19 protein-coding genes are annotated in these 21,663 nt (G+C 70.9%); 15 read left to right on the top strand and 4 right to left on the bottom strand.

Annotated elements, in window-relative coordinates:
* The first annotated feature begins 29 nt into the window (after positions 1–29).
* The 9 genes from ftsW (at position 30) to IEY91_RS25370 (ending at position 8,568) form a co-directional block, all read left to right on the top strand.
* The gene (gene ftsW / locus IEY91_RS25410) at positions 30–1,343 is read left to right on the top strand and encodes a putative lipid II flippase FtsW (protein WP_189175808.1); all 1,314 of its coding nucleotides are present in this window, start codon (positions 30–32) and stop codon (positions 1,341–1,343) included.
* A gap of 6 nt (positions 1,344–1,349) precedes the next feature.
* The gene (gene murG, locus IEY91_RS25405; protein ID WP_164325809.1) at positions 1,350–2,444 is read left to right on the top strand and encodes an undecaprenyldiphospho-muramoylpentapeptide beta-N-acetylglucosaminyltransferase; all 1,095 of its coding nucleotides are present in this window, start codon (positions 1,350–1,352) and stop codon (positions 2,442–2,444) included.
* Positions 2,445–2,460: 16 nt separating this feature from the next.
* The gene (locus tag IEY91_RS25400) at positions 2,461–3,264 is read left to right on the top strand and encodes a cell division protein FtsQ/DivIB (protein ID WP_164325810.1); all 804 of its coding nucleotides are present in this window, start codon (positions 2,461–2,463) and stop codon (positions 3,262–3,264) included.
* A 275-nt stretch (positions 3,265–3,539) separates the two neighbouring features.
* Positions 3,540–4,766: a cell division protein FtsZ gene (gene ftsZ / locus IEY91_RS25395; protein WP_164325811.1), complete on the top strand. Its 1,227-nt coding sequence runs from the start codon at positions 3,540–3,542 to the stop codon at positions 4,764–4,766.
* On the top strand, positions 4,763–5,503 hold the full coding sequence (pgeF, locus tag IEY91_RS25390; RefSeq protein ID WP_189175807.1) for a peptidoglycan editing factor PgeF: 741 nt from the start codon (positions 4,763–4,765) through the stop codon (positions 5,501–5,503). Before ftsZ ends, pgeF begins: the two co-directional genes overlap by 4 nt.
* 6 nt (positions 5,504–5,509) lie before the next feature.
* A complete protein-coding gene (locus IEY91_RS25385; RefSeq protein ID WP_164325812.1) occupies positions 5,510–6,229 on the top strand; it encodes a YggS family pyridoxal phosphate-dependent enzyme in 720 nt (239 codons plus the stop codon).
* Positions 6,230–6,358: 129 nt separating this feature from the next.
* The gene (locus tag IEY91_RS25380) at positions 6,359–7,006 is read left to right on the top strand and encodes a cell division protein SepF (protein WP_164325813.1); all 648 of its coding nucleotides are present in this window, start codon (positions 6,359–6,361) and stop codon (positions 7,004–7,006) included.
* A gap of 94 nt (positions 7,007–7,100) precedes the next feature.
* Complete coding sequence (locus IEY91_RS25375) at positions 7,101–7,385, top strand: YggT family protein (protein ID WP_164325814.1); 285 nt, start codon at positions 7,101–7,103, stop codon at positions 7,383–7,385.
* Positions 7,386–7,431: 46 nt separating this feature from the next.
* Positions 7,432–8,568: a DivIVA domain-containing protein gene (locus IEY91_RS25370; protein ID WP_164325815.1), complete on the top strand. Its 1,137-nt coding sequence runs from the start codon at positions 7,432–7,434 to the stop codon at positions 8,566–8,568.
* A 231-nt stretch (positions 8,569–8,799) separates the two neighbouring features.
* On the opposite strand, the gene ileS is transcribed toward IEY91_RS25370, so the two are convergent.
* Positions 8,800–11,955, bottom strand: a complete 3,156-nt coding sequence (ileS, locus tag IEY91_RS25365; RefSeq protein WP_189175806.1) for an isoleucine--tRNA ligase — start codon at positions 11,953–11,955, stop codon at positions 8,800–8,802.
* A 363-nt stretch (positions 11,956–12,318) separates the two neighbouring features.
* Positions 12,319–12,510, bottom strand: a complete 192-nt coding sequence (locus IEY91_RS25360; RefSeq protein ID WP_016643644.1) for a DUF1059 domain-containing protein — start codon at positions 12,508–12,510, stop codon at positions 12,319–12,321.
* Between the two features lie 499 nt (positions 12,511–13,009).
* Here IEY91_RS25360 and IEY91_RS25355 point away from each other — a divergent pair, with 499 nt between their 5' ends.
* From IEY91_RS25355 to IEY91_RS25335, 5 genes are all read left to right on the top strand, one after another.
* Entirely contained in the window at positions 13,010–14,344 is a 1,335-nt protein-coding gene (locus tag IEY91_RS25355) for a TraR/DksA family transcriptional regulator (protein ID WP_229697216.1), read from the top strand.
* A gap of 78 nt (positions 14,345–14,422) precedes the next feature.
* Positions 14,423–15,058, top strand: a complete 636-nt coding sequence (gene lspA, locus IEY91_RS25350; RefSeq protein ID WP_189175804.1) for a signal peptidase II — start codon at positions 14,423–14,425, stop codon at positions 15,056–15,058.
* 74 nt (positions 15,059–15,132) lie between these two features.
* Positions 15,133–16,074, top strand: a complete 942-nt coding sequence (locus IEY91_RS25345) for an RluA family pseudouridine synthase (protein ID WP_164325819.1) — start codon at positions 15,133–15,135, stop codon at positions 16,072–16,074.
* Positions 16,071–16,547 (top strand): GNAT family N-acetyltransferase, encoded by a 477-nt coding sequence (locus IEY91_RS25340; RefSeq protein WP_189175803.1) that lies wholly within the window; start codon positions 16,071–16,073, stop codon positions 16,545–16,547. The genes IEY91_RS25345 and IEY91_RS25340 overlap by 4 nt, the downstream gene beginning before the upstream one ends.
* A 132-nt stretch (positions 16,548–16,679) precedes the next feature.
* Positions 16,680–18,266 carry a Na+/H+ antiporter gene (locus tag IEY91_RS25335; RefSeq protein ID WP_189175802.1) on the top strand — a complete coding sequence of 529 codons (1,587 nt, stop codon included), beginning with the start codon at positions 16,680–16,682 and terminating at the stop codon, positions 18,264–18,266.
* Between the two features lie 26 nt (positions 18,267–18,292).
* Here IEY91_RS25335 and IEY91_RS25330 read toward each other — a convergent pair whose 3' ends face one another.
* Positions 18,293–19,396, bottom strand: a complete 1,104-nt coding sequence (locus IEY91_RS25330; protein WP_189175801.1) for a mechanosensitive ion channel family protein — start codon at positions 19,394–19,396, stop codon at positions 18,293–18,295.
* A 49-nt stretch (positions 19,397–19,445) separates the two neighbouring features.
* Between IEY91_RS25330 and IEY91_RS25325 the strand changes: the two genes are divergently transcribed.
* Positions 19,446–20,015 (top strand): dienelactone hydrolase family protein, encoded by a 570-nt coding sequence (locus IEY91_RS25325; RefSeq protein ID WP_164325823.1) that lies wholly within the window; start codon positions 19,446–19,448, stop codon positions 20,013–20,015.
* A gap of 22 nt (positions 20,016–20,037) precedes the next feature.
* On the opposite strand, the gene IEY91_RS25320 is transcribed toward IEY91_RS25325, so the two are convergent.
* A complete protein-coding gene (locus IEY91_RS25320; protein ID WP_189175800.1) occupies positions 20,038–21,651 on the bottom strand; it encodes a serine/threonine-protein kinase in 1,614 nt (537 codons plus the stop codon).
* Between the last annotated feature and the right edge of the window lie 12 nt (positions 21,652–21,663).

Genomic DNA, 21,663 nt, shown 5'->3' with positions numbered 1-21,663 from the left:
GTCGTACGCTCCGGCGCGGGGCGGCCCTGATGGCCGGCCGCGCGTCCGTGCGCAGTCCGCGCACCCCGAAACGGCCACCCCGTCCGCGGGCCACCCCGGTGGTGCGCGAGAACTCGCTGCGGCGGCTCTACGACCGGGCCCGCAAGGCCTGGGACCGGCCGCTGACCGCGTACTACCTGATCCTCGGCAGCAGCCTGCTGATCACGGCGCTCGGCCTGGTGATGGTCTATTCGGCGTCGATGATCCAGGCGCTGCAGCTGAACCTGCCCGCCTCCTACTTCTTCCGCAAGCAGTTCGTCGCCGCGGTCCTGGGCTCGGCGCTGCTGCTCGTGGCCATGCGGATGCCGGTCAAGCTGCACCGGGCGCTGTCCTATCCGATTCTCGCGGCCTCCGTCTTCCTGATGGTGCTCGTGCAGATTCCCGGGATAGGGCGCAGCGTCAACGGCAATCAGAACTGGATCTATTTGGGGGGCCCTTTCCAGCTCCAGCCCAGTGAGTTCGGCAAGCTCGCGCTGGTGCTCTGGGGCGCCGACCTGCTGGCGCGCAAACAGGACAAGCGCCTGCTCACGCAGTGGAAACACATGCTGGTGCCGCTCGTTCCCGTCACCTTCATGCTGCTCGGCCTGATCATGCTGGGCGGCGACATGGGCACGGCCATCATCCTCACCGCGATCCTCTTCGGGCTGCTCTGGCTCGCGGGGGCGCCGACGCGGCTGTTCGCGGGCGTCCTGAGCATCGCCGCCGTACTCGGTGTGATTCTCATCAAGACGAGCCCCAACCGCATGGCCCGCCTCGCCTGTCTCGGCCAGACCGAGCCGGGCCCCAGCGACCAGTGCTGGCAGGCGGTGCACGGCATCTATGCCCTGGCCTCCGGCGGATTCTTCGGTTCCGGCCTCGGTGCCAGTGTGGAAAAATGGGGCCAACTGCCCGAACCGCACACCGACTTCATCTTCGCCATCACCGGGGAGGAACTCGGTCTGGCGGGGACACTGTCGGTGCTCGCCCTGTTCGCGGCTCTAGGCTATGCGGGTATCCGCGTGGCCGGACGCACGGAGGACCCCTTCGTGAGGTACGCAGCGGGAGGCGTGACCACCTGGATCACGGCGCAGGCCGTGATCAACGTCGGTGCGGTGCTCGGTCTGCTGCCGATCGCCGGTGTCCCGCTCCCGCTGTTCTCCTACGGGGGCTCAGCCCTGCTGCCGACCATGTTCGCCGTGGGACTCCTCATCGCCTTCGCGCGGGAGGACCCCGCGGCGAAGGCGGCCCTGGCCATGCGGCAACCTCGGGTGAGATGGAACACGATGCGACGGCGCGTCAAGGCGCGTTCGTCCGGAGAGCGGTGAATTTCGGTGCATGTCGTACTCGCCGGTGGGGGGACCGCCGGCCACATCGAGCCCGCGCTTGCCCTCGCGGACGCCCTGCGCAGGCAGGACCCGACCGTGGGGATCACGGCCCTGGGCACGGAGCGCGGCCTCGAGACCCGACTCGTACCCGAGCGGGGCTATGAACTCGCCCTGATCCCCGCCGTACCCCTGCCGCGCAAGCCCACGCCCGAGCTGATCACGGTGCCGGGGCGGCTGCGCGGCACCATCAAGGCGGCCGAGCAGATCCTGGAGCGCACGAAGGCCGACTGCGTCGTGGGCTTCGGCGGCTATGTGGCGCTGCCCGGCTACCTCGCCGCCAAGCGCGCGGGCGTGCCGATCGTGGTGCACGAGGCCAACGCGCGCCCCGGCCTCGCCAACAAGATCGGCTCGCGGTACGCCTCCGGGGTCGCGGTCTCCACGCCCGACAGCAAGCTGCGCGGCTCGCGCTACATCGGCATCCCGCTGCGCCGCACCATCGCGCTGCTCGACCGGGCCCGGGTCCGCCCGGAGGCCCGCGCGGCCTTCGGCCTCGACCCGAACCTGCCGACCCTGCTCGTCTCCGGCGGCTCCCAGGGCGCCCGGCGCCTGAACGAGGTCGTCCAGCAGGTCGCCCCGGTGCTCCAGCGCGCGGGCATCCAGATCCTGCACGCGGTCGGCCCGAAGAACGAAATGCCGTACGTGGAGAACATGCCCGGGATGCCCCCCTATATCCCGGTACCGTACGTGGATCGGATGGACCTCGCGTACGCCGCGGCCGACATGATGCTCTGCCGCGCGGGCGCGATGACCGTCGCCGAGCTCTCCGCCGTCGGACTCCCGGCCGCCTATGTCCCGCTGCCCATCGGCAACGGCGAACAGCGGCTGAACGCCCAGCCGGTGGTCAAGGCCGGCGGCGGGCTGCTGGTCGACGACGCGGAGCTCACCCCCGAGTGGGTCCAGGGCAATGTCCTGCCCGTGCTCGCCGACCCGCACCGGCTGTACGAGATGTCCCGCGCCGCTTCGGAGTTCGGGCGCAGGGACGCCGACGACCTGCTCGTCGGCATGGTGTACGAGGCGATCGCGTCACGCCGCAACGCGTGAGAGAAGGCAGGGGACCGTGACCGGACGGGCCGGACCGACGACCGCCGAACGGCGGGGGGCAGCCAAGTCGGGCCCGCCCCGCCCGCGCTCACGCCGCCCCCGGCTGCTCCGGCCGCGCGTCCTGATCGCCCTGGTGGCCGCCCTCGCCGTACTGGCCGGGGGCGGCGCCTGGGTGGTCTACGGCTCGCCGTGGCTGCGCGCGGAGAAGGTGACGACGTCCGGGACGATGGTGCTCAAGCCGCACGAGGTGCGGGCGGCCGCGGACGTTCCGCTCGGCGGACCGCTGATTTCGGTCGACTCCGCGGCCATCGAAGAGCGGCTGCTGAGGAAATTGCCCCGAATTGACTCGGTTGATGTCGTCCGCTCATGGCCCCACGGAATCGCACTGAAAGTGACCGAGCGCACGCCGGTTCTGCTCATGAAAAAGGGCGGAAAGTTCATCGAAGTGGACGCGAAGGGCGTCCGTTTCGCCACGGTCGAGAAGGCCCCGAAGGGCACCCCGCTCCTCGAAATGGCAACGGGCACCGCGGGCAGCGCCGCCGCCAGCCTCCGCCGCTTCGACGCGCCGCGGCTGCGGCGCGAGGCCGTACGCGTGGTCGCCGCCCTGCCCGGAGCGGCGTCCTCGCAGACCCGGACGGTCAAGGTCCGTTCGTACGACTCCATCTCGCTGGAGTTGCGCGGCGGGCGCACGGTCATGTGGGGGAGCGGTGAGAAGGGGCGCGCAAAGGCGCAGGCGCTCGCCGCGCTGATGAAAGCCGTCCCGAAGGCACGGCACTTCGACGTGAGCGTCCCCACCGCCCCTGCGTCATCAGGAAGTTGACGTACATCAGCGCAGGCCAGCACCCTGGATGGGCAGCCCTGCGCCTGATCACATAGGGTGAAAAGAAAAACGGGAGGTTCGGCGTGTTCGTTGAACGTGCGCCACTTGTCGACTTAGTGTCCTGTTCGGAAGAGTCCAGGGAACAGACACACTGGTAACCCTAAACTTCAGCGTTAGGGTTCGGGTCGGCGTTCGGACCGTCCCATTCGGCATCAGTCGTCGTATCGCCCAAGCGCGAGACGGCGACACGTAACTCGAGGCGAGAGGCCTTCGACGTGGCAGCACCGCAGAACTACCTCGCAGTCATCAAAGTCATCGGTGTCGGCGGCGGTGGTGTCAATGCCATCAACCGGATGATCGAGGTCGGTCTCAAGGGCGTCGAGTTCATCGCCATCAACACCGACGCGCAAGCCCTGTTGATGAGCGACGCCGACGTCAAGCTCGACGTGGGCCGTGAACTCACCCGCGGACTCGGCGCAGGAGCCAACCCGGCCGTCGGCCGCAAGGCCGCCGAGGACCACCGCGAGGAGATCGAGGAGGTCCTCAAGGGGGCCGACATGGTCTTCGTGACGGCCGGTGAGGGCGGCGGCACCGGCACGGGCGGCGCGCCCGTGGTCGCCAACATCGCGCGTTCCCTCGGCGCCCTGACGATCGGTGTGGTCACACGACCGTTCACCTTCGAGGGCCGCCGCCGCGCGAACCAGGCGGAGGACGGCATCGCCGAGCTCCGCGAAGAGGTCGACACCCTCATCGTCATCCCCAACGACCGGCTCCTGTCCATCTCGGACCGCCAGGTCAGCGTGCTCGACGCCTTCAAGTCGGCCGACCAGGTGCTCCTCTCCGGTGTGCAGGGCATCACCGATCTCATCACCACGCCCGGCCTGATCAACCTCGACTTCGCCGACGTCAAGTCGGTCATGTCGGAGGCCGGTTCGGCCCTCATGGGCATCGGCTCGGCCCGCGGCGACGACCGCGCGGTGGCCGCAGCCGAGATGGCGATCTCCTCGCCGCTCCTGGAGGCGTCCATCGACGGCGCCCGCGGCGTCCTGCTCTCCATCTCCGGCGGCTCCGACCTCGGCCTGTTCGAGATCAACGAAGCCGCCCAGCTGGTCAGCGAGGCCGCGCACCCCGAGGCCAACATCATCTTCGGCGCGGTCATCGACGACGCGCTCGGCGACGAGGTCCGGGTCACCGTCATCGCGGCCGGATTCGACGGCGGACAGCCCCCGTCCAAGCGGGACAACGTCCTCGGCTCCGCGTCCGGCAAGCGCGAGGAGCCGGCCACCCCGGCCCGCCCCAGCGAATCGTCGCGCCCCGCCCCGGCCTTCGGCGGCCTCGGCAGCGTCACCGCGCGCGACGACTCGGCCCCGGCCGAGAAGCCCGAGCCGACCCCGGCGAGCGAGCCCCCGGCCACGCCGGTCACGCCGCCGCAGGTCCCCTCGACCCGTCTGCACCAGGACAGTCAGGCCGAAGAGCTGGACGTGCCGGACTTCCTGAAGTGATAGACCAGCGCTCCGCAACGAGCACCGAGAGCGGCGCCCACTTCGCCTTCACCGACCGGTGGGGCGGGGTGAGCGCCGTTCCGTACGAGGAGCTCAACCTCGGCGGCGCGGTCGGCGACGACCCCGAAGCCGTACGGCGCAACCGAGAGTTGGCCGCGAAGAACCTCGGCGTCGATCCCGCGCGCGTGGTCTGGATGAACCAGGTGCACGGCAGGGACGTCGCCGTCGTCGACGGACCGTGGGGTGTCGACGAGGACATCCCCGCCGTCGACGCGATCGTCACCGCACGGCGTGGCCTCGCCCTCGCCGTGCTCACCGCCGACTGCACCCCGGTGCTGCTCGCCGACCCGGCCGCGGGAGTCGCCGCGGCGGCGCACGCGGGCCGTCCCGGCCTGGTGGCCGGGGTGGTGCCCGCGGCCGTCGAGGCCATGGTGCGCCTGGGCGCCCGGCCGGAGCGGATCGTGGCCCGCACCGGGCCCGCCGTCTGCGGCCGTTGCTATGAAGTACCCGCGGACATGCGCGCCGACGTCGCCGCCGTGGAACCCGCGTCGTACGCCGAGACGAGCTGGGGCACCCCCGCGGTCGACGTGACCGCGGGCGTGCACGCCCAGCTCGACCGGCTCGGGGTGAGCGCCCGGGAGCAGTCCCCGGTGTGCACGCTGGAGTCGGGCGACCACTTCTCGTACCGCCGCGACCGCACCACCGGTCGGCTCGCGGGCTACGTCTGGCTGGACTGATGGGGCATGACGGACCGTAAGGCGGAACTCGCCGGAAATCTGGCGAAAGTAGAAGAACGCATCGCGGCGGCCTGCGCGGCCGCGGGTCGCAAGCGCGAAGAGCTGACCCTGATCGTGGTCACCAAGACCTACCCCGCGAGCGATGTGCGGTTTCTCTCGGAACTGGGCGTGCGCCACGTCGCCGAGAACCGCGACCAGGACGCGGCGCCGAAGGCGGCGGACTGCGCGGATCTGCCCCTCAGTTGGCACTTCGTGGGCCAGTTGCAGACCAACAAGGTGCGCTCCGTGGTCGGTTACGCGGACGTGGTGCAGTCGGTCGACCGGCCGAAGCTGGTCACGGCCCTGTCGGCGGCCGCCGTGCGCGCCGGGCGCGAGATCGGCTGTCTGCTCCAGATCGCGCTGGACGCGGGGGCCGACGGCCGGGGCGACCGTGGTGGCGTCGGGCCGGGCGGAATCGAAGAGTTGGCAGGTCTCGTGGCCGACGCTCCCGGGCTGCGGCTCGACGGTCTGATGACGGTCGCGCCGCTCACCGGGGAGTACGCGGGGCGGCAACAGGCGGCGTTCGAGCGGCTGATGGATTTGTCGACTGCCCTGCGCGTGGCCCATCCGGCTGCGAACATGGTGTCGGCAGGGATGAGTGCGGACCTCGAACAGGCCGTGGCGGCCGGTGCGACACATGTGCGCGTCGGTACGGCGGTACTCGGAGTCCGACGCGGGCTCGGGTAACGTCGCCAGGAAGTCGGACCACAGCAGAAAATATGGTCATTCCCGCAGTTCGGCGGGGATGCCTCGTGGATCGCGGGCAGTTGATGACGACGGACCTCTCGATCCACCACAGAGCGGAGGACTCAGAGCATGGCCGGCGCGATGCGCAAGATGGCGGTCTACCTCGGCCTCGTGGAGGACGACGGTTACGACGGTCGGGGATTCGACCCCGATGACGATTTCGAGCCCGAGCCGGAGCCCGAGCGCGACCGCCGGCGGCATGAACCGCCTCACCAGTCGCACCAGTCCCACCTGTCGGACCGGGACTTGGATCGGGACGAATCGGTACGAGTGGTACAGCCTCCGGCACCTCGCGAACCGGCGCCGCGCGCCGCTTCGCTTGCCGCTGAATCGGGACGTCCGGCGCGAATCGCCCCCGTGGCATCCATCACACCTGAACGCCAGAGCCTGGAGAAGAACGCACCGGTGATCATGCCCAAGGTCGTGTCCGAGCGTGAGCCCTACCGCATCACCACACTCCACCCCCGGACCTACAACGAAGCCCGTACCATCGGGGAACACTTCCGCGAAGGCACCCCGGTGATCATGAACTTGACGGAGATGGACGACACGGACGCGAAGCGACTTGTCGACTTTGCGGCCGGTCTGGTCTTCGGTCTGCATGGCAGTATCGAGCGAGTGACGCAGAAGGTGTTCCTGTTGTCGCCTGCTAACGTCGATGTCACGGCGGAGGACAAGGCCCGCATCGCAGAGGGCGGGTTCTTCAACCAGAGCTGAGACGCAAGTGCAGTAGACGGCAGTTACCGGATCGACACGGCACGGTCTCGACCGAGAACACTCGACTGAGAACAGGGGAGAGGGAAACGCGAACATGGGCGTGGTCTTGCAAGTGATCTACATCGCGCTGATGTGTTTCCTCATCGTGCTGATCTTCCGACTGGTCATGGACTACGTCTTCCAGTTCGCCCGCTCATGGCAACCCGGCAAGGCGATGGTGGTCGTTCTGGAGGCCACCTACACTGTCACCGATCCACCGCTCAAGCTTCTGCGGCGGTTCATTCCGCCGCTGCGTCTCGGGGGCGTGGCGCTCGACCTGTCCTTCTTCGTACTGATGATCATCGTCTACATCCTGATCACCGTCGTGAGCGGCTTGTGAACGATACGGTCTTGCCGAATGCCGACGACTACGTTGAGGTGAAGAGATGCCGTTGACCCCCGAGGACGTGCGGAACAAGCAGTTCACGACCGTCCGCCTCCGAGAAGGCTATGACGAGGACGAGGTCGATGCCTTCCTCGATGAGGTCGAAGCCGAACTGACCCGCCTGCTCCGCGAGAACGAGGACCTGCGCGCCAAGCTGGCCGCGGCCACGCGCGCGGCCGCGCAGAACCAGCAGCAGGGCGGTATGCGCAAGGGCCCCGGCGGTCCCGGTGGCCCCGACGGGCCGCAGGACCAGCGCGGTCCCGGCGCCCCCGTGCCCGCCGCAATATCGGGTCCGCAGCCGGTGCCGCCGCAGCAGCAGCACCCGATGGGCGGCCCGCCGCAGCTTCCGGGCGGTGCTCCGCAGCTTCCCCCGGGCCCCAGTGGGCACGGCCCGCAGGGTGGTCCGCAGGGTCCCGGCCCGATGGGTCAGGGTCCGATGGGCCCCGGCCCCGGCCAGATGCAGGGACAGATGGGCGGCCCGATGGGCGGTCCCATGGGCGGGCACGGTCCGCAGATGCCGCAGCCCGGTCAGGGCCCCGGCGGCGACAGCGCCGCGCGTGTGCTCTCCCTTGCCCAGCAGACCGCCGACCAGGCGATCGCGGAGGCCCGTTCCGAGGCCAACAAGATCGTCGGCGAGGCTCGTTCGCGCGCCGAGGGTCTGGAGCGGGACGCCCGTGCCAAGGCCGACGCCCTGGAGCGGGACGCGCAGGAGAAGCACCGTGTCGCGATGGGCTCCCTGGAGTCCGCCCGCGCCACGCTGGAGCGCAAGGTCGAGGACCTGCGCGGCTTCGAGCGCGAGTACCGCACGCGGCTGAAGTCCTACCTGGAGTCGCAGCTGCGTCAGCTGGAGACCCAGGCCGACGACTCGCTGGCCCCGCCGCGGACCCCGGCGACCGCCTCCCTTCCGCCGTCCCCGGCGCCTTCCATGGCCTCGGCCGGCGCGGGTGCCCCGTCCTACGGCGGCAACCAGTCGATGGGTGGCAACCAGCCGCAGGGCGCGCCGTCCTACGGCGGGCAGCAGCAGATGTCGCCCGCGATGACGCAGCCGATGGCGCCGGTGCGGCCGCAGGGGCAGCAGCCCATGCAGCAGGCGCCCTCGCCGATGCGCGGCTTCCTCATCGACGAGGACGACAACTGACGGGCGTCACCACGCCATAGGCGTCGGCAGCCGTTCAGGGCGAGGCCCCCGGGATTCCGGGGGCCTCGCCCTTTTGTGTTCCTCAACACGGTTAGCGGCTCGTGGTCAGCGGTCAGTGGTCGGCGCGGTCAGCAGAAACGTTCACCTGTGCGCGCGCACGCAACGCCGAAGGCCCGGTCCCACCAAGATTCTTTGGCGGGGCCGGGCCTTCGGGCTGTCCGGGCCGGGGAGTTACGCCTTGCGGAGGCGGAACGTCAGGGACAGGGACGGGTCCTCGAACGGGGCGCCGTATGTGTCGTCCGCCTCGCCCTCGGCACTGTGCTCATTCACGAAGGCCGTCGCCAGAACCTCGTCCGCGATGAGCTCGGCGTGCTCGGCGAGAGCCGTGCGCACCGCCGGGTCGGTGGCGGTCCAGCGCAGGGCGATGCGGTCCGCGACGTCCAGGCCGCTGTTCTTGCGGGCCTCCTGGATCAGGCGGATCGCGTCCCGGGCCAGGCCCGCGCGGCGCAGCTCGTCCGTCAGCTCCAGGTCGAGGGCGACCGTGGCGCCGGAGTCGGACGCCACCGACCAGCCCTCGCGCGGGGTCTCGGTGATGATGACCTCGTCCGGGGCGAGGGTGACCGTCTCGCCGTCGACCTCCACCGAGGCGGTGCCCTCGCGCAGGGCGAGGGACAGCGCGGCCGCGTCGGCCTCCGCGACGGCCTTGGCCACCGCCTGGACGCCCTTGCCGAACCGCTTGCCGAGGGCACGGAAGTTGGCCTTGGCGGTGGTGTCGACCAGGGAGCCGCCGACTTCGGAGAGCGACGCCAGCGAGGAGACGTTCAGCTCCTCGGTGATCTGGGCGCGCAGCTCGGCGTCGAGGGTCTCGAAACCGGCTGCGGCGACCAGCGCGCGGGACAGCGGCTGACGGGTCTTGACGCCCGACTCGGCGCGCGAGGCACGGCCCAGCTCGACGAGGCGGCGCACGAGCACCATCTGCTTCGAGAGCTCCGGGTCGATCACCGACAGGTCGGCCTCCGGCCACGAGGCCAGGTGCACCGACTCAGGGGCGTCCGGCGTGACCGGCACGACCAGGTCCTGCCAGACGCGCTCGGCGATGAACGGCGTCAGCGGGGCGAGCAGGCGTGTGACCGTCTCGACGACCTCGTGCAGCGTGCGCAGCGCGGCCGCGTCGCCCTGCCAGAAGCGGCGCCGCGAGCGGCGTACGTACCAGTTCGAGAGGTTGTCGACGAAGACGGACAGGAGCTTGCCCGCGCGCTGGGTGTCGTAGGCGTCCAGGGCCTCGGTCACCTGGTCGGTGAGGGCGTGCAGCTCGCTGAGCAGCCAGCGGTCCAGGAGCGGCCGGTCGGCCGGAGCCGGGTCGGTGTCCGAGGGGGCCCACTTCGACGTACGGGCGTAGAGCGCCTGGAAGGCGACCGTGTTCCAGTACGTCAGGAGGGTCTTGCGGACGACCTCCTGGATGGTGCCGTGGCCGACGCGGCGGGCCGCCCACGGGGAGCCGCCGGCCGCCATGAACCAGCGCACGGCGTCGGCGCCGTGCTGGTCCATCAGCTGGATCGGCTCCAGGGTGTTGCCCAGGTGCTTGGACATCTTGCGGCCGTCCTCGGCGAGGATGTGGCCGAGGCAGACCACGTTCTCGTACGACGATTTGTCGAACACCAGGGTGCCGACGGCCATCAGCGTGTAGAACCAGCCGCGGGTCTGGTCGATGGCCTCCGAGATGAACTGCGCCGGGTAGCGGCTCTCGAAGAGCTCCTTGTTCTTGTGCGGGTAGCCCCACTGCGCGAACGGCATCGAACCCGAGTCGTACCAGGCGTCGATGACCTCCGGCACGCGCGTGGCCTGCTGCTCGCACTGGGGGCACGGGAACGTGACGGCGTCGATGAACGGGCGGTGCGGGTCGAGGTCCGACTGGTCGGTGCCGGTCAGGTCGGACAGCTCCTGGCGGGAGCCGACACAGGTGAGGTGGCCCTCCTCGCAGCGCCAGATGGGCAGCGGGGTGCCCCAGTAGCGGTTGCGGGACAGCGCCCAGTCGACGTTGTTGGTCAGCCAGTCGCCGAAGCGGCCGTGCTTGACCGACTCCGGGAACCAGTTGGTCTTCTCGTTCTCCTGGAGGAGGCGGTCCTTGATGGCCGTGGTGCGGATGTACCAAGAAGGCTGCGCGTAGTAGAGGAGCGCGGTGTGGCAGCGCCAGCAGTGCGGGTAGCTGTGCTCGTACGGCGTGTGCCGGAAGAGCAGGCCGCGGGCGTCGAGGTCCGCGGTGAGCTGTTCGTCCGCCTTCTTGAAGAAGACACCGCCTACGAGCGGTACGTCCTCTTCGAAGGTGCCGTCCGGGCGGACCGGGTTCACGACCGGCAGGCCGTACGCGCGGCAGACCTTGAGGTCGTCCTCACCGAAGGCGGGGGACTGGTGGACGAGACCGGTGCCGTCCTCCGTGGTCACGTAGTCGGCGTTGACCACGAAGTGCGCCGGGGCCGGGAACTCCACCAGCTCGAAGGGGCGCTGGTAGGTCCAGCGCTCCATCTCGGCGCCGGTGAAGGTCTGGCCGGTGGCCTCCCAGCCCTCGCCGAGGGACTTCTCCAGGAGGGGCTCGGCGACGACCACCTTCTCCTTGCCGTCGGTGGCCACTACGTAGGTGACGTCCGGGTGCGCGGCCACGGCCGTGTTGGACACCAGCGTCCACGGGGTGGTCGTCCACACCAGGAGGGCGGCCTCGCCCGCGAGGGGGCCGCCGGTCAGCGGGAAGCGGACGTAGACGGACGGGTCGACGACCGTCTCGTAGCCCTGCGCCAGCTCGTGGTCGGACAGGCCCGTGCCGCAGCGGGGGCACCAGGGGGCGACGCGGTGGTCCTGGACGAGGAGGTCCTTGTTGAAGATCTCCTTCAGGGACCACCAGACCGATTCGATGTACTCGGGGTTCATCGTGCGGTAGGCGCCGTCGAGGTCGGTCCAGTAGCCCATGCGGGTCGTGAGCTCGGCGAAGGCGTCCGTGTGGCGGGTCACCGACTCGCGGCACTTGGCGTTGAACTCGGCGATGCCGTACGCCTCGATGTCCTTCTTGCCGTTGAAGCCGAGCTCCTTCTCGACGGCGAGCTCGACGGGCAGGCCGTGGCAGTCCCAGCCGGCCTTGCGCGCGACGTGGTAGCCGCGCATCGTGCGGAAGCGCGGGAAGACGTCCTTGAAGACGCGGGCCTCGATGTGGTGGGCGCCGGGCATGCCGTTGGCCGTGGGCGGGCCCTCGTAGAACACCCACTCGGGGCGGCCCTCGGACTGCTCCAGGCTCTTGGCGAAGATCTTCTGCTCGCTCCAGAAGTCGAGCACGGCGTGCTCGAGGGCGGGCAGGTCGACCTGGGCCGGCACCTGGCGGTACTGCGGGGGCGGTGTCATGTTCGCGCTTCCTCCGGCGGACGTTCTTCCCTTCCGTCGGAGGGACGAGAGGCCGCGCTGCTGCGCTCGCTCCCGCGGTACCACCCTCCTTGGCCCTCCTGGCGCTTTCGGCGCCCGGGAAGGCCCCCTCATTGGGGTCGCGATGCCGGGTCTAGCGGCCTGGTCCGTCCCGCAGGGGCTGGGCCACGGCTTTCTTCCGGCGGCTCCGGGGTGATCTTCGCGTCGCGCTCGCCCCCGGGCTCACACCGTCCCCGGGTCGCTCTTGGCCGCGTACGCCGCTACTCGTCCCCATCCACGCTTCTCGCTCCGGCCAGTGTACGGGGCCGCGCCGGACGGGGCCGACCGGTTATTCGGGCACTGGCCTCAGGCGTGCTGAGGGACTTCGTCCCTGAGGGAGTCGCGGACCATCTTCCGCAGCTCCGGGCTGTCCGTGTGCCCGTGGACGGACACGGCGTGTTCGCTGGCGGCGCGGACCACTTCTTCCTCTTCACCGGAGATGGCGAGGGTGCAGTGGGTCTCGCTCGGGAATTCTCGGCAGTCGGCTGTCTTGCGCATGATGCACCTCTTCACTTGTGTCACATTTTATGCCTCGATTTCGATGTCAAACAGACTCATGCCTGATATTCCCTGGAACTGTGGCAACTGACCCGAATGGCGACATGTGGAGTGTCCGGATCCTGGCCCGGTACGCCGGGCGGATTACCCGGCGGGGAGCTGGGCACAACGCATGAAGGCTCGCCGTGCGGCCCCGGGGGGTGGGTGTATCGGGCGGCGTGCCCCGTTGCCGCGGGCCTGGAGTCGATTTATCGTCCCAGCACGATTCGCGTGCAAGATCACAATATGTGAAGGGGCCGCGGCCATGGTGGCGAAGAAGACCGCCGTACAGCAGTCGGCGTCGAGCAGATCCACCGGTGCGGGGGCTGCTGGGGCGGCCGGGGGAGCGGGGGGTGGGGCTTTCCGTGGCCTCGGGGGCGTGGCGGCTGGGCCGAGGACGAGTGTGACCGGGGCGGGGGCGTCCGCCCAGGTTGCTGCTGACGCATCTGTGAAGGCCCCGGTGAGGAGCGCCGGGGCGGCTGCTGCCGGTTCGCGGCGCGTCGCCAAGCGGGTGGTGGCCAGCGCGGCGGCCACCAAGAAGGTGGTCTCGGCGAAGGCGGGGGCCAAGGAGTCCGGGACGGGGAGGAAGGCTGCCCCGAAGGGGGCGGCTGCGGCCAAGAAGACGTCCACGAAGTCCGCGTCTGCCAAGAAGAGCGCTGCCGGGGCGGCGCCCAGCAAGGAGACGGCAGCCCAAAAGGCGACCGCTAAGAAGGCGGCAGCCAAGAAGACAGCTGCCGGGACGGCGGTGCCCCGCAAGGAGACGGCCACCAAGACGGCGTCTGCCAAGGAGGCGGCCACGAAGACCGCGTCTCGCAAGGGAACAGCCACGAAGACGGCTTCTGCCAAGAAGGCGGCTACGAAGACTGCGTCTGCCGAGGCAGCGTCCACGAAGGCCGTGTCCGCCGAGGAGCACCCCAAGAAGACCACCTCGGCGCAGGCGGCCACCAAGAAGTCCACCACCAAGAAGGCCACCGCCAAGAAGTCCTCCCCGGAGAAAGCCACTGCCAAGAAGGCCGCCGCCGCGTCGGCGGCTTCCAAGGAAGGGCGCAAGGCGGCGCCCTCCAAGGCAGCCGCCGCAGCGGAGGCGCCCGAGGACGCAGCCGCTGCGGCGGGCGCCGAGAAGGAGGGCGGGTCGGGGAGGGAGGTGGACGGCGGGGTGGATGCGTCCAAGAAGGCGACGGGTGCCGCCAAGGGCCCAGGGGCCGGAACGGGTGCTGCCAAGGGCCCAGGGGCCAGAAAACGTACGGCCAAGAAGTCGGCCGCGTCCGCGGTCGAGGGTGCGGCTCAGGCCGCGGAGACGACGGGAGCCACGACGGTGGTTGCGAAGAAGACTCCGGGCACGGCGACAGCGGCGAAGAAGGCCGACGCGGTGCCCAAGGCGCGGGCCGGGGCGGCGCCCGGCGAGCTCGCGGTGCGGCCGGGCGAGGAGCCGTGGACCCCGGCCGAGGTCGCGGAGGCACGGACCGAGCTGATGTCCGAGGTGCTGCGGCTGCGCAGCGAGATCCAGACGTCCGAGGACTCGCTCGCCGGACTGATGCGGGACTCCGGCGACGGCGCGGGCGACGACCAGGCCGACACCGGCACCAAGAACATCACCCGGGAGCACGAGATGGCGCTCGCCGCGAACGCCCGGGAGATGCTGGAGCAGACCGAGCGCGCCCTGGAGCGCCTCGACGCGGGCACGTACGGCCTCTGCGAGAACTGCGGCAACCCCATCGGCAAGGCGCGCATGCAGGCCTTCCCGCGCGCGACCCTGTGCGTCGAGTGCAAGCAGAAGCAGGAACGGCGCTACTGAGCGTGGCCTGCGCGTCTTGGTCCGTACGTGTGTGCCGTACCCTCGTCCCCAGTCAGGTACCTAGGTTGAGGGACTCACGTGGCAGAGGCGGAGCGCATCATCGGTACGCCGGACATCCCTGAGGCGGCGGGGGCCGGACCGGAGCAGTCCGACTCCGATTCCGGCTCCAAGGACGGGCAGACGCCGCCGACGGCCGACCCGCCGTCCGAGGACGAGCCGAAGCCCAAGGGACGGCGCAAGATCGCCGTGCTGTTCGGAGTGGCCCTCTTCGCGTACGCGCTCGACTTCATCAGCAAGATGATCGTGGTCGCCAAGCTCGAGCACCACGAGCCGATCGACGTGGTCGGCGATCTGCTGCGCTTCAACGCGATCCGCAACGCGGGCGCCGCGTTCGGCTTCGGCGAGGCGTACACCATCATCTTCACGGTGATCGCCGCGGCCGTGATCGTGGTGATCGCCCGGCTCGCCCGCAAGCTCTACAGCCTGCCCTGGGCGATCGCGCTCGGCCTGCTGCTCGGCGGCGCGCTCGGCAACCTCACCGACCGGATCTTCCGCTCGCCCGGCCTCTTCAAGGGCGCCGTGGTCGACTTCATCGCGCCGAAGAACTTCGCGGTGTTCAACCTCGCGGACTCCGCGATCGTCTGCGGCGGCATCCTGATCGTGCTGCTCTCCTTCCGCGGGCTCGACCCGGACGGCACCGTCCACAAGGACTGACGCCGAGGCCGCCGGGAAGGCCCGGCCGCCGCCTTCGGTAAGGCGGTGTCGTACCCCTCCTGCATACTCGTGGGGTGAGCACGATTCCCGAGATCCGTACCCTGCCCGTACCGGACGGCCTTGAGGGCGAGCGCGTCGACGCCGCCATCTCGCGCATGTTCGGTTTCTCCCGCACGAAGGCCGCCGAGCTCGCGGCGGCAGGCAAGGTGCTGGTCGACGGCGCGGTGGCCGGCAAGTCCGAGCGCGTGCACGGCGGCGCCTGGCTGGAGGTGGAGATGCCGCAGGCGCCCGCCCCGGTGCAGATCGTCGCCGAGCCCGTCGAGGGCATGGAGATCGTGCACGACGACGAGGACATCGTCGTGATCGTCAAGCCCGTCGGCGTCGCCGCGCACCCCAGCCCCGGCTGGACCGGCACGACCGTGATCGGCGGCCTCGCCGCCGCCGGATACCGCATCTCGACGTCCGGCGCCGCCGAGCGCCAGGGCATCGTCCACCGCCTGGACGTCGGCACCTCCGGCCTGATGGTCGTCGCCAAGTCCGAGCGGGCGTACACCTCGCTGAAGCGCCAGTTCAAGGAGCGCACGGTCGACAAGCGCTACCACGCGCTGGTGCAGGGCCACCCCGACCCGATGAGCGGCACCATCGACGCCCCCATCGGCCGCCACCCGAACCACGACTACAAGTGGGCGGTCACCGCCGAGGGCAAGCCCTCCGTCACGCACTACGACCTGATCGAGGCCTTCCGCGCGGCCTCCCTGCTCGACATCAAGCTGGAGACCGGCCGCACGCACCAGATCCGCGTGCACATGTCGGCGCACCGGCACCCGTGCGTGGGCGACCTGACGTACGGCGCCGACCCCACCCTCGCCAAGCGCCTCGGCCTCACGCGTCAGTGGCTGCACGCCGTGCGCCTCGGCTTCGAGCACCCCGGGGACGGGCAGTGGGCGGAGTTCGAGAGCGGCTACCCCGACGATCTCCAGCTCGCCCTGGACCGGGTCCGGGCGGAGAGCGCGTGACCCCGGCGGTGACCTGCCGGGTCGCGATCGGCCAGGAGGACCTGGACGCCTGCTTCGCCGTGCGCAAGGAGGTCTTCGTCGCCGAACAGGGCGTGCCCGAGGACCTCGAGTACGACGAGTACGACGGCGGGGCCGTGCACGTGCTCGCGCTGCGCTCCGTCGAAGGGGCGCCGCTGGGCACCGGGCGGCTGCTCCTGGGCGACGCGGCGGTCGTGAAGAACGGCGACCCGGATCCCGGCGTCGGTGCGCTCGGGCGGCTGGCCGTCCTGGCGGCCGCGCGCGGGCTCGGCGTCGGCGCCCGGCTCGTCGCCGCCATCGAGGACGCCGCCCGCGAGCGCGGGCTGCACGCAGTCGACCTGCACGCGCAGACACACGCGCTGGGGTTCTACGAACGGCTGGGGTACGAGGCGTACGGGGCGGAGTTCCTGGACGCGGGGATCCCGCACCTGGCCATGCGGAAGCCACTGCGGTAGCCACTGCGCTGAGCGAGGGCCACCGGGAGGCCGCGACCAGTGGGGCGGCAAGTCACGTATGCCTTGTTTGTCCGAGGCGCGTGGCAAGGTTGAGGTGATCGTCGTCGCCTCGTCACCGCCGGAGGGCACCCCGTGGATCAACTGGCGCTGCTGCTCGTGCTGTTGCTGGGGGCCCTGGTCACCGTGCCGCTGGGGGACAGGATCGGGCTGCCCGCGCCGGTCCTCATGACGCTGTTCGGCGGCGTACTCGCCTTCCTGAGCTTCGTGCCGAATGTCGACATCCCGCCGGACCTCATCCTCCCGCTCGTCCTGCCGCCGCTGCTCTACGCGTCCGTGCAGCGCACGTCCTGGCGGCAGTTCACGGCCAACATCCGGCCGATCCTGCTGCTCGCCGTGGCGCTCGTGTTCGTGACCACGGCTGCCGTCGCGGCCGTCGCGAACTCGGTCGTGCCGGGGCTCCCGCTCGCCGCCGCCGTCGTCCTCGGCGCGCTCGTCGCCCCGCCGGACCCGGTGGCCGCGACCGCCGTCGCCGGTTCGCTCGGACTGCCCCGCCGCCTGGTGTCGATCCTGGAGGGCGAGGGCCTGTTCAACGACGTCACCGCGATCGTGCTGTACCACGTGGCCATCGCCGCAGCCGTCAGCGGCACGTTCTCCTGGCCCCAGGCCGCCGGCCAGCTCGTGCTCTCCGCCGTGGTCGCCGTCGCCGTCGGCCTCGTACTGGGCTGGCTCACCAACAAGCTGATGAGCCTGCTCGGCGACGCCACCCTGCAGACCGGCCTGACGCTGCTCGTGCCGTTCGTCGCGTACGTACTCGCCGAGGAACTGCTCGGCTCCGGCGTGCTCGCCGTCCTCACCACCGCGCTCTACCTCGCGGAGAACGCCACCGACGCCGACGACGTGCTCGGCCGGATCACCGGCCAGTCCTTCTGGGAGATCGTCGACACCCTCGTCACCGGCGTCGCCTTCGGGCTCATCGGGCTCGAACTGCACAACGTCTTCGGCACGGCCGACGGGCGCGAGTGGCAGATGGTCGGCTGGGGCGCCGTCGTCGTCGCGGTCGTCGTCGGCGTACGACTGCTGTGGCTGCTGCCCGCCACCGCGCTCGCCAAGCGGCTGCACACCCTGCGCGACTACGACGAGGAGATCCCGACGACCTGGCGCGAGACGGTCGTCATGTGGTGGTCCGGGATGCGCGGCGTGGCGTCGGTCGCGCTGGCGCTCGCCATTCCGCTGAAGACGGACGACGGGGCGCCGTTCCCCGCCCGTGACGAGATCATCTTCATCGCCTTCTGCGTGATCATCGCGACCCTCGTCGCGCAGGGCCTCACCCTGCCGTGGCTGGTCAAGAAGCTAGGCGTGCGCGCCGACACCGACGCCGAGCGGGCCCTGGAGCGCGAGCTCGCCGTGCGCGCCGCCAAAGCCGCCAAGGCGCGGCTCAAGGAGATCGAGGACGTCGAGGAGCTGCCCGAGGAGGTCGCCGAGCGGCTGCTGCGCGGCGCCTTCGACATCGGCGCGCGGATCAGCCCGGACATCGTGGACGACGAGCGGCGCGAGCGGTACAGCAAGCGCGTGGACCGCTTCAAGGTGGTCCAGCGCATCCAGCGCGAGATGATGTCGGCCGCGCGCCACGAGGTGCTCGCCGCGCGCAGCGAACCCGGCTACGACCCGGAGATCGTGGACCGGGTGCTGCACCACCTCGACGTACGCAGCCTGCGCTGACGCCGCTCCGTCCGAGTGCTGTGGCCTCAGCCCCGCCCCGTACGCGGCACGTGCGGTGTCACCGGATGCGGATGGTCGCCGTCCGGCGGCTCCACCGCCCAGGCCGTGTTGACCCGGGGCAGCGCGTACGGATGGTGCTCGGTCAGCCAGGCGACGAGCTGCTCGCGGACGGTGACGCGCACCGTCCAGATGTCGTCGGCGTCCTTGGCGGTCGCCAAAGCGCGCACCTGGATGGTGTTCGGCGTGGTGTCCGTGACGGCGAGGCCCCAGTCGCGGCCGTCCCAGGCGGCGCAGTCGCGCAGGACCTCGTGCAGCTTCTCGCGCATCGCCTCGATGGGGGCGGTGTGGTCGAGCTGCAGGAAGACGGTGCCGGTCATCTGGGCGCCGCCGCGGGACCAGTTCTCGAACGGCTTCGACGTGAAGTACGACACCGGCATGGTGATCCGGCGCTCGTCCCAGGTCCGCACCGTCAGGAACGTCAGCGTGATCTCGTCGACGACCCCCCACTCGCCGTCCACCACCACCGTGTCCCCGATCCGCACCATGTCGCCGAAGGCGATCTGCAGGCCAGCGAAAAGGTTGGCCAGCGTGGACTGCGCGGCCACGCCCGCGACGATGCCGAGGATGCCCGCCGACGCGAGCAGCGAAGCCCCGGCCGCCCGCATGGCGGGGAAGGTCAGCAGCATCGCGCCGACCGCCACCACGCCCACGATCGCCGCGACCACCCGCTGGATCAGCGTGACCTGCGTACGTACGCGTCGGACGCGGGCGGGGTCGCGGTGCGCGGAGGCGTAGCGCGCGTAACTGGACTCCACCACCGCGGCCGAGATCCGCACCGCGAGCCAGGCCACCGAGCCGATGAGCACCAGCGTGAGCGCCCGGCCGATGCCCACCGAGTGGTCCTCGACGGCGCTGCCTTCTTTGAATGCCTGCTCGTACGAACCCCGCAGCAGGGCCGTGCACAGGACCAGCTGCAGCGGAAGGCGGCAGCGGCGCAGCAGCCCCCACAGCGGCCGCTCGGGCTGACGGGCGTCGGCGCGGCGCAGCACCCAGTCGGCCAGCCAGCCGACGGCGAGCGTGAGCACGACCGAGCCGCCGACGACGATCAACGGACGCAGGACGTTCTCCATGCCTCAGAGGGTAGGTGGGCCACGCAGGGGAAAGTGGCACGATGGCCCCATGAACATCATGCTTTTCCATTCGACGTACGGGCTGCGGCCCGCGGTCCGCGCGGCGGCCGACCGCCTGCGCGCGGCCGGGCACGAGGTGTGGACCCCGGACCTCTTCGACGGCCGCACCTTCGAGACCGTCGAGGAAGGGCTTGCCTTCAAGGACGAGCTCGGCAAGGACGAGCTGCTCAAGCGCGCGATCCTGGCGGCCGCGCCTTACTCCGGGCGTGGCCTGGTCTACGCGGGCTTCTCGCTCGGCGCCGCCACCGCGCAGACCCTCGCCCTCGGCGACGAGAAGGCGCGCGGCCTGCTGCTCCTGCACGGCACGTCGGACATCGCGGAGAACGCGTCCGTGGACGAGCTGCCGGTGCAGCTGCACGTCGCCGAGCCCGACCCGTTCGAGACGGACGACTGGCTCAGCGCCTGGTACCTGCAGATGGGACGCACCGGCGCCGACGTCGAGGTCTACCGCTACGCGGGCGCCGGGCACCTGTACACCGACCCGGACCTGGACGACTACGACGCCGAGGCGGCGGAGGCGACGTGGCGTACGGCGCTGGGATTCCTCGACTCGCTGTAGGGCGTGTAGAGGCCCGCAGCCGTCACGGCCGGGTGCAGCGCCCCACCGGGCTGCTCGCGGGCGGCTTGCACTGCAACGCGTAGTCGCCGCCACTGTCGCTGAGGTAGCGGCCCACGCACGTGTTGCCCGAGGTCCGGCCGCGCTCCGCGCAGAACCGCAGCGCCGCGCGCCCGTCGGCGAACGGCCCCGGCGCGTAGAACACCCAGAAGCCGGGCCGCAGCGAGGCGTAGTCGTCGCTGCGCAGGTACTGCGCCTCCGGGACCTGCTTGCGGACGGCGGCGAGCCTGCGGTCGCGGGTCGCGGCGGACGACGTGCCCGGCTCGGAGTGGAGCTGGGCGATCCAGCGGCCGGACGCGGGCGGCGCGGTGGAGGGCGGGGGCGTGCTCTCGCTCCGCGACGGGGGCGCGCTCGCGGTGGGTTCCTTGCTCGGTGACGTGCTCGCGTCGGGGCTGCCGCCGCCGGTGGGCTGCTTGGCCGGTTCCTTCGTACGCGGCGACTCGGGCTGCGAACTGACCTTCTGGCCGCCGCCCTTGCCCTCCGCGCCGTCGTCCCCGTCACCACGCAGCACCAGGGCCAGGGCCACGCCCGCCACCAGGGCGAGGGCCACCGACACGGCGGCGACGATCACGGGGGTGCGGCGCCGGGTGTCGCCCTGGCGCGTGAACTGGTGCGTGCTCTGGGGCGTGGTGTCGGGTGGCGTGCCGAGCGAGGGCTGCGGGTGGGCGTGCGGGGGCGGCGGGGGCATGGGAGGCAGGAGGGGCGGGCGTGGTGCCGTCTCCGTCGGCTGCCACTCCACCCCGTTCGCCACCGCCGTGAGCATCGCGTCCAAGCGGGTCACATCGGGCCTGAGCGCCGGATCCCGTACGAGAAGTGCCTCGAGGACCGGCGCCAGCGGGCCGGAGCGCACCGGCGGCGGCACCGGCTCGTCGAGGACCGCGGCCAGCGTGGCCAGGGTCGACGCGCGGCGCAGCGGACTCACGCCCTCCACGGCGACGTACAGCACCAGACCCAGCGACCACAGGTCGGCGGCCGGGCCCACGCCGGTGCCCCGGACCCGCTCGGGCGCTATGTACTCGGGGGAGCCGATCAGGTCGCCGGTGGCGGTGAGCTGCGTGGAGCCCTGGAGCGTGGCGATGCCGAAGTCGGTGAGGACGGCGGGCGGGACGCCGTCGGGACGGTCCGGCGACGGCTCGCGCAGCAGTACGTTGGCGGGCTTGATGTCGCGGTGCAGGATGCCCGCGGCGTGGGCGGCGCGCAGGGCCGAGAGCAGCTCCCGGCCCAGGCGCGCCGCCTCCCGCGGCGGCAGCGTGCGCTCCTCGAGGAGGTCCTGGAGGGTACGGCCCGGTAGCAGCTCCATCACCAGCCACGGATGCGGTTCCACGTCGACGATGTGGTGAATCGTCACGACATGGGCGTGATTGACGCGCGCAAGGGCACGCGCCTCGCGCAGCACCCGCTCCCGCAGCATCCGCGAGGCGTCACCGGTCAACTCCGGCCCCGGAGGCCGGACTTCCTTCAGCGCCACCTCGCGGTGCAGCACGGTGTCGCGCGCCCGCCACACCGTGCCCATGCCACCGCTGCCGAGCCGCTCAAGCAGCTCGAAACGACCGTCTACTACGTCCCCCTGGTTGCTCATGGGCGACACAGT

Origin of the sequence: Streptomyces lasiicapitis, from assembly GCF_014646335.1 — a bacterium.
Taxonomy (GTDB): domain Bacteria; phylum Actinomycetota; class Actinomycetes; order Streptomycetales; family Streptomycetaceae; genus Streptomyces; species Streptomyces lasiicapitis.
This window is presented reverse-complemented; position numbering and strand designations above follow the sequence as displayed.

Coding starts and splice junctions, on each gene's coding strand:
- ftsW (WP_189175808.1), top strand. CDS start 30: ATGGCCGGCCGCGCGTCCGTGCGCAGTCCGCGCACCCCGAAACGGCCA.
- IEY91_RS25385 (WP_164325812.1), top strand. CDS start 5,510: ATGACGGACCGTAAGGCGGAACTCGCCGGAAATCTGGCGAAAGTAGAA.
- IEY91_RS25380 (WP_164325813.1), top strand. CDS start 6,359: ATGGCCGGCGCGATGCGCAAGATGGCGGTCTACCTCGGCCTCGTGGAG.
- IEY91_RS25375 (WP_164325814.1), top strand. CDS start 7,101: ATGGGCGTGGTCTTGCAAGTGATCTACATCGCGCTGATGTGTTTCCTC.
- IEY91_RS25370 (WP_164325815.1), top strand. CDS start 7,432: ATGCCGTTGACCCCCGAGGACGTGCGGAACAAGCAGTTCACGACCGTC.
- ileS (WP_189175806.1), bottom strand. CDS start 11,955: ATGACACCGCCCCCGCAGTACCGCCAGGTGCCGGCCCAGGTCGACCTG.
- IEY91_RS25360 (WP_016643644.1), bottom strand. CDS start 12,510: ATGCGCAAGACAGCCGACTGCCGAGAATTCCCGAGCGAGACCCACTGC.
- IEY91_RS25330 (WP_189175801.1), bottom strand. CDS start 19,396: ATGGAGAACGTCCTGCGTCCGTTGATCGTCGTCGGCGGCTCGGTCGTG.
- IEY91_RS25325 (WP_164325823.1), top strand. CDS start 19,446: ATGAACATCATGCTTTTCCATTCGACGTACGGGCTGCGGCCCGCGGTC.
- IEY91_RS25320 (WP_189175800.1), bottom strand. CDS start 21,651: ATGAGCAACCAGGGGGACGTAGTAGACGGTCGTTTCGAGCTGCTTGAG.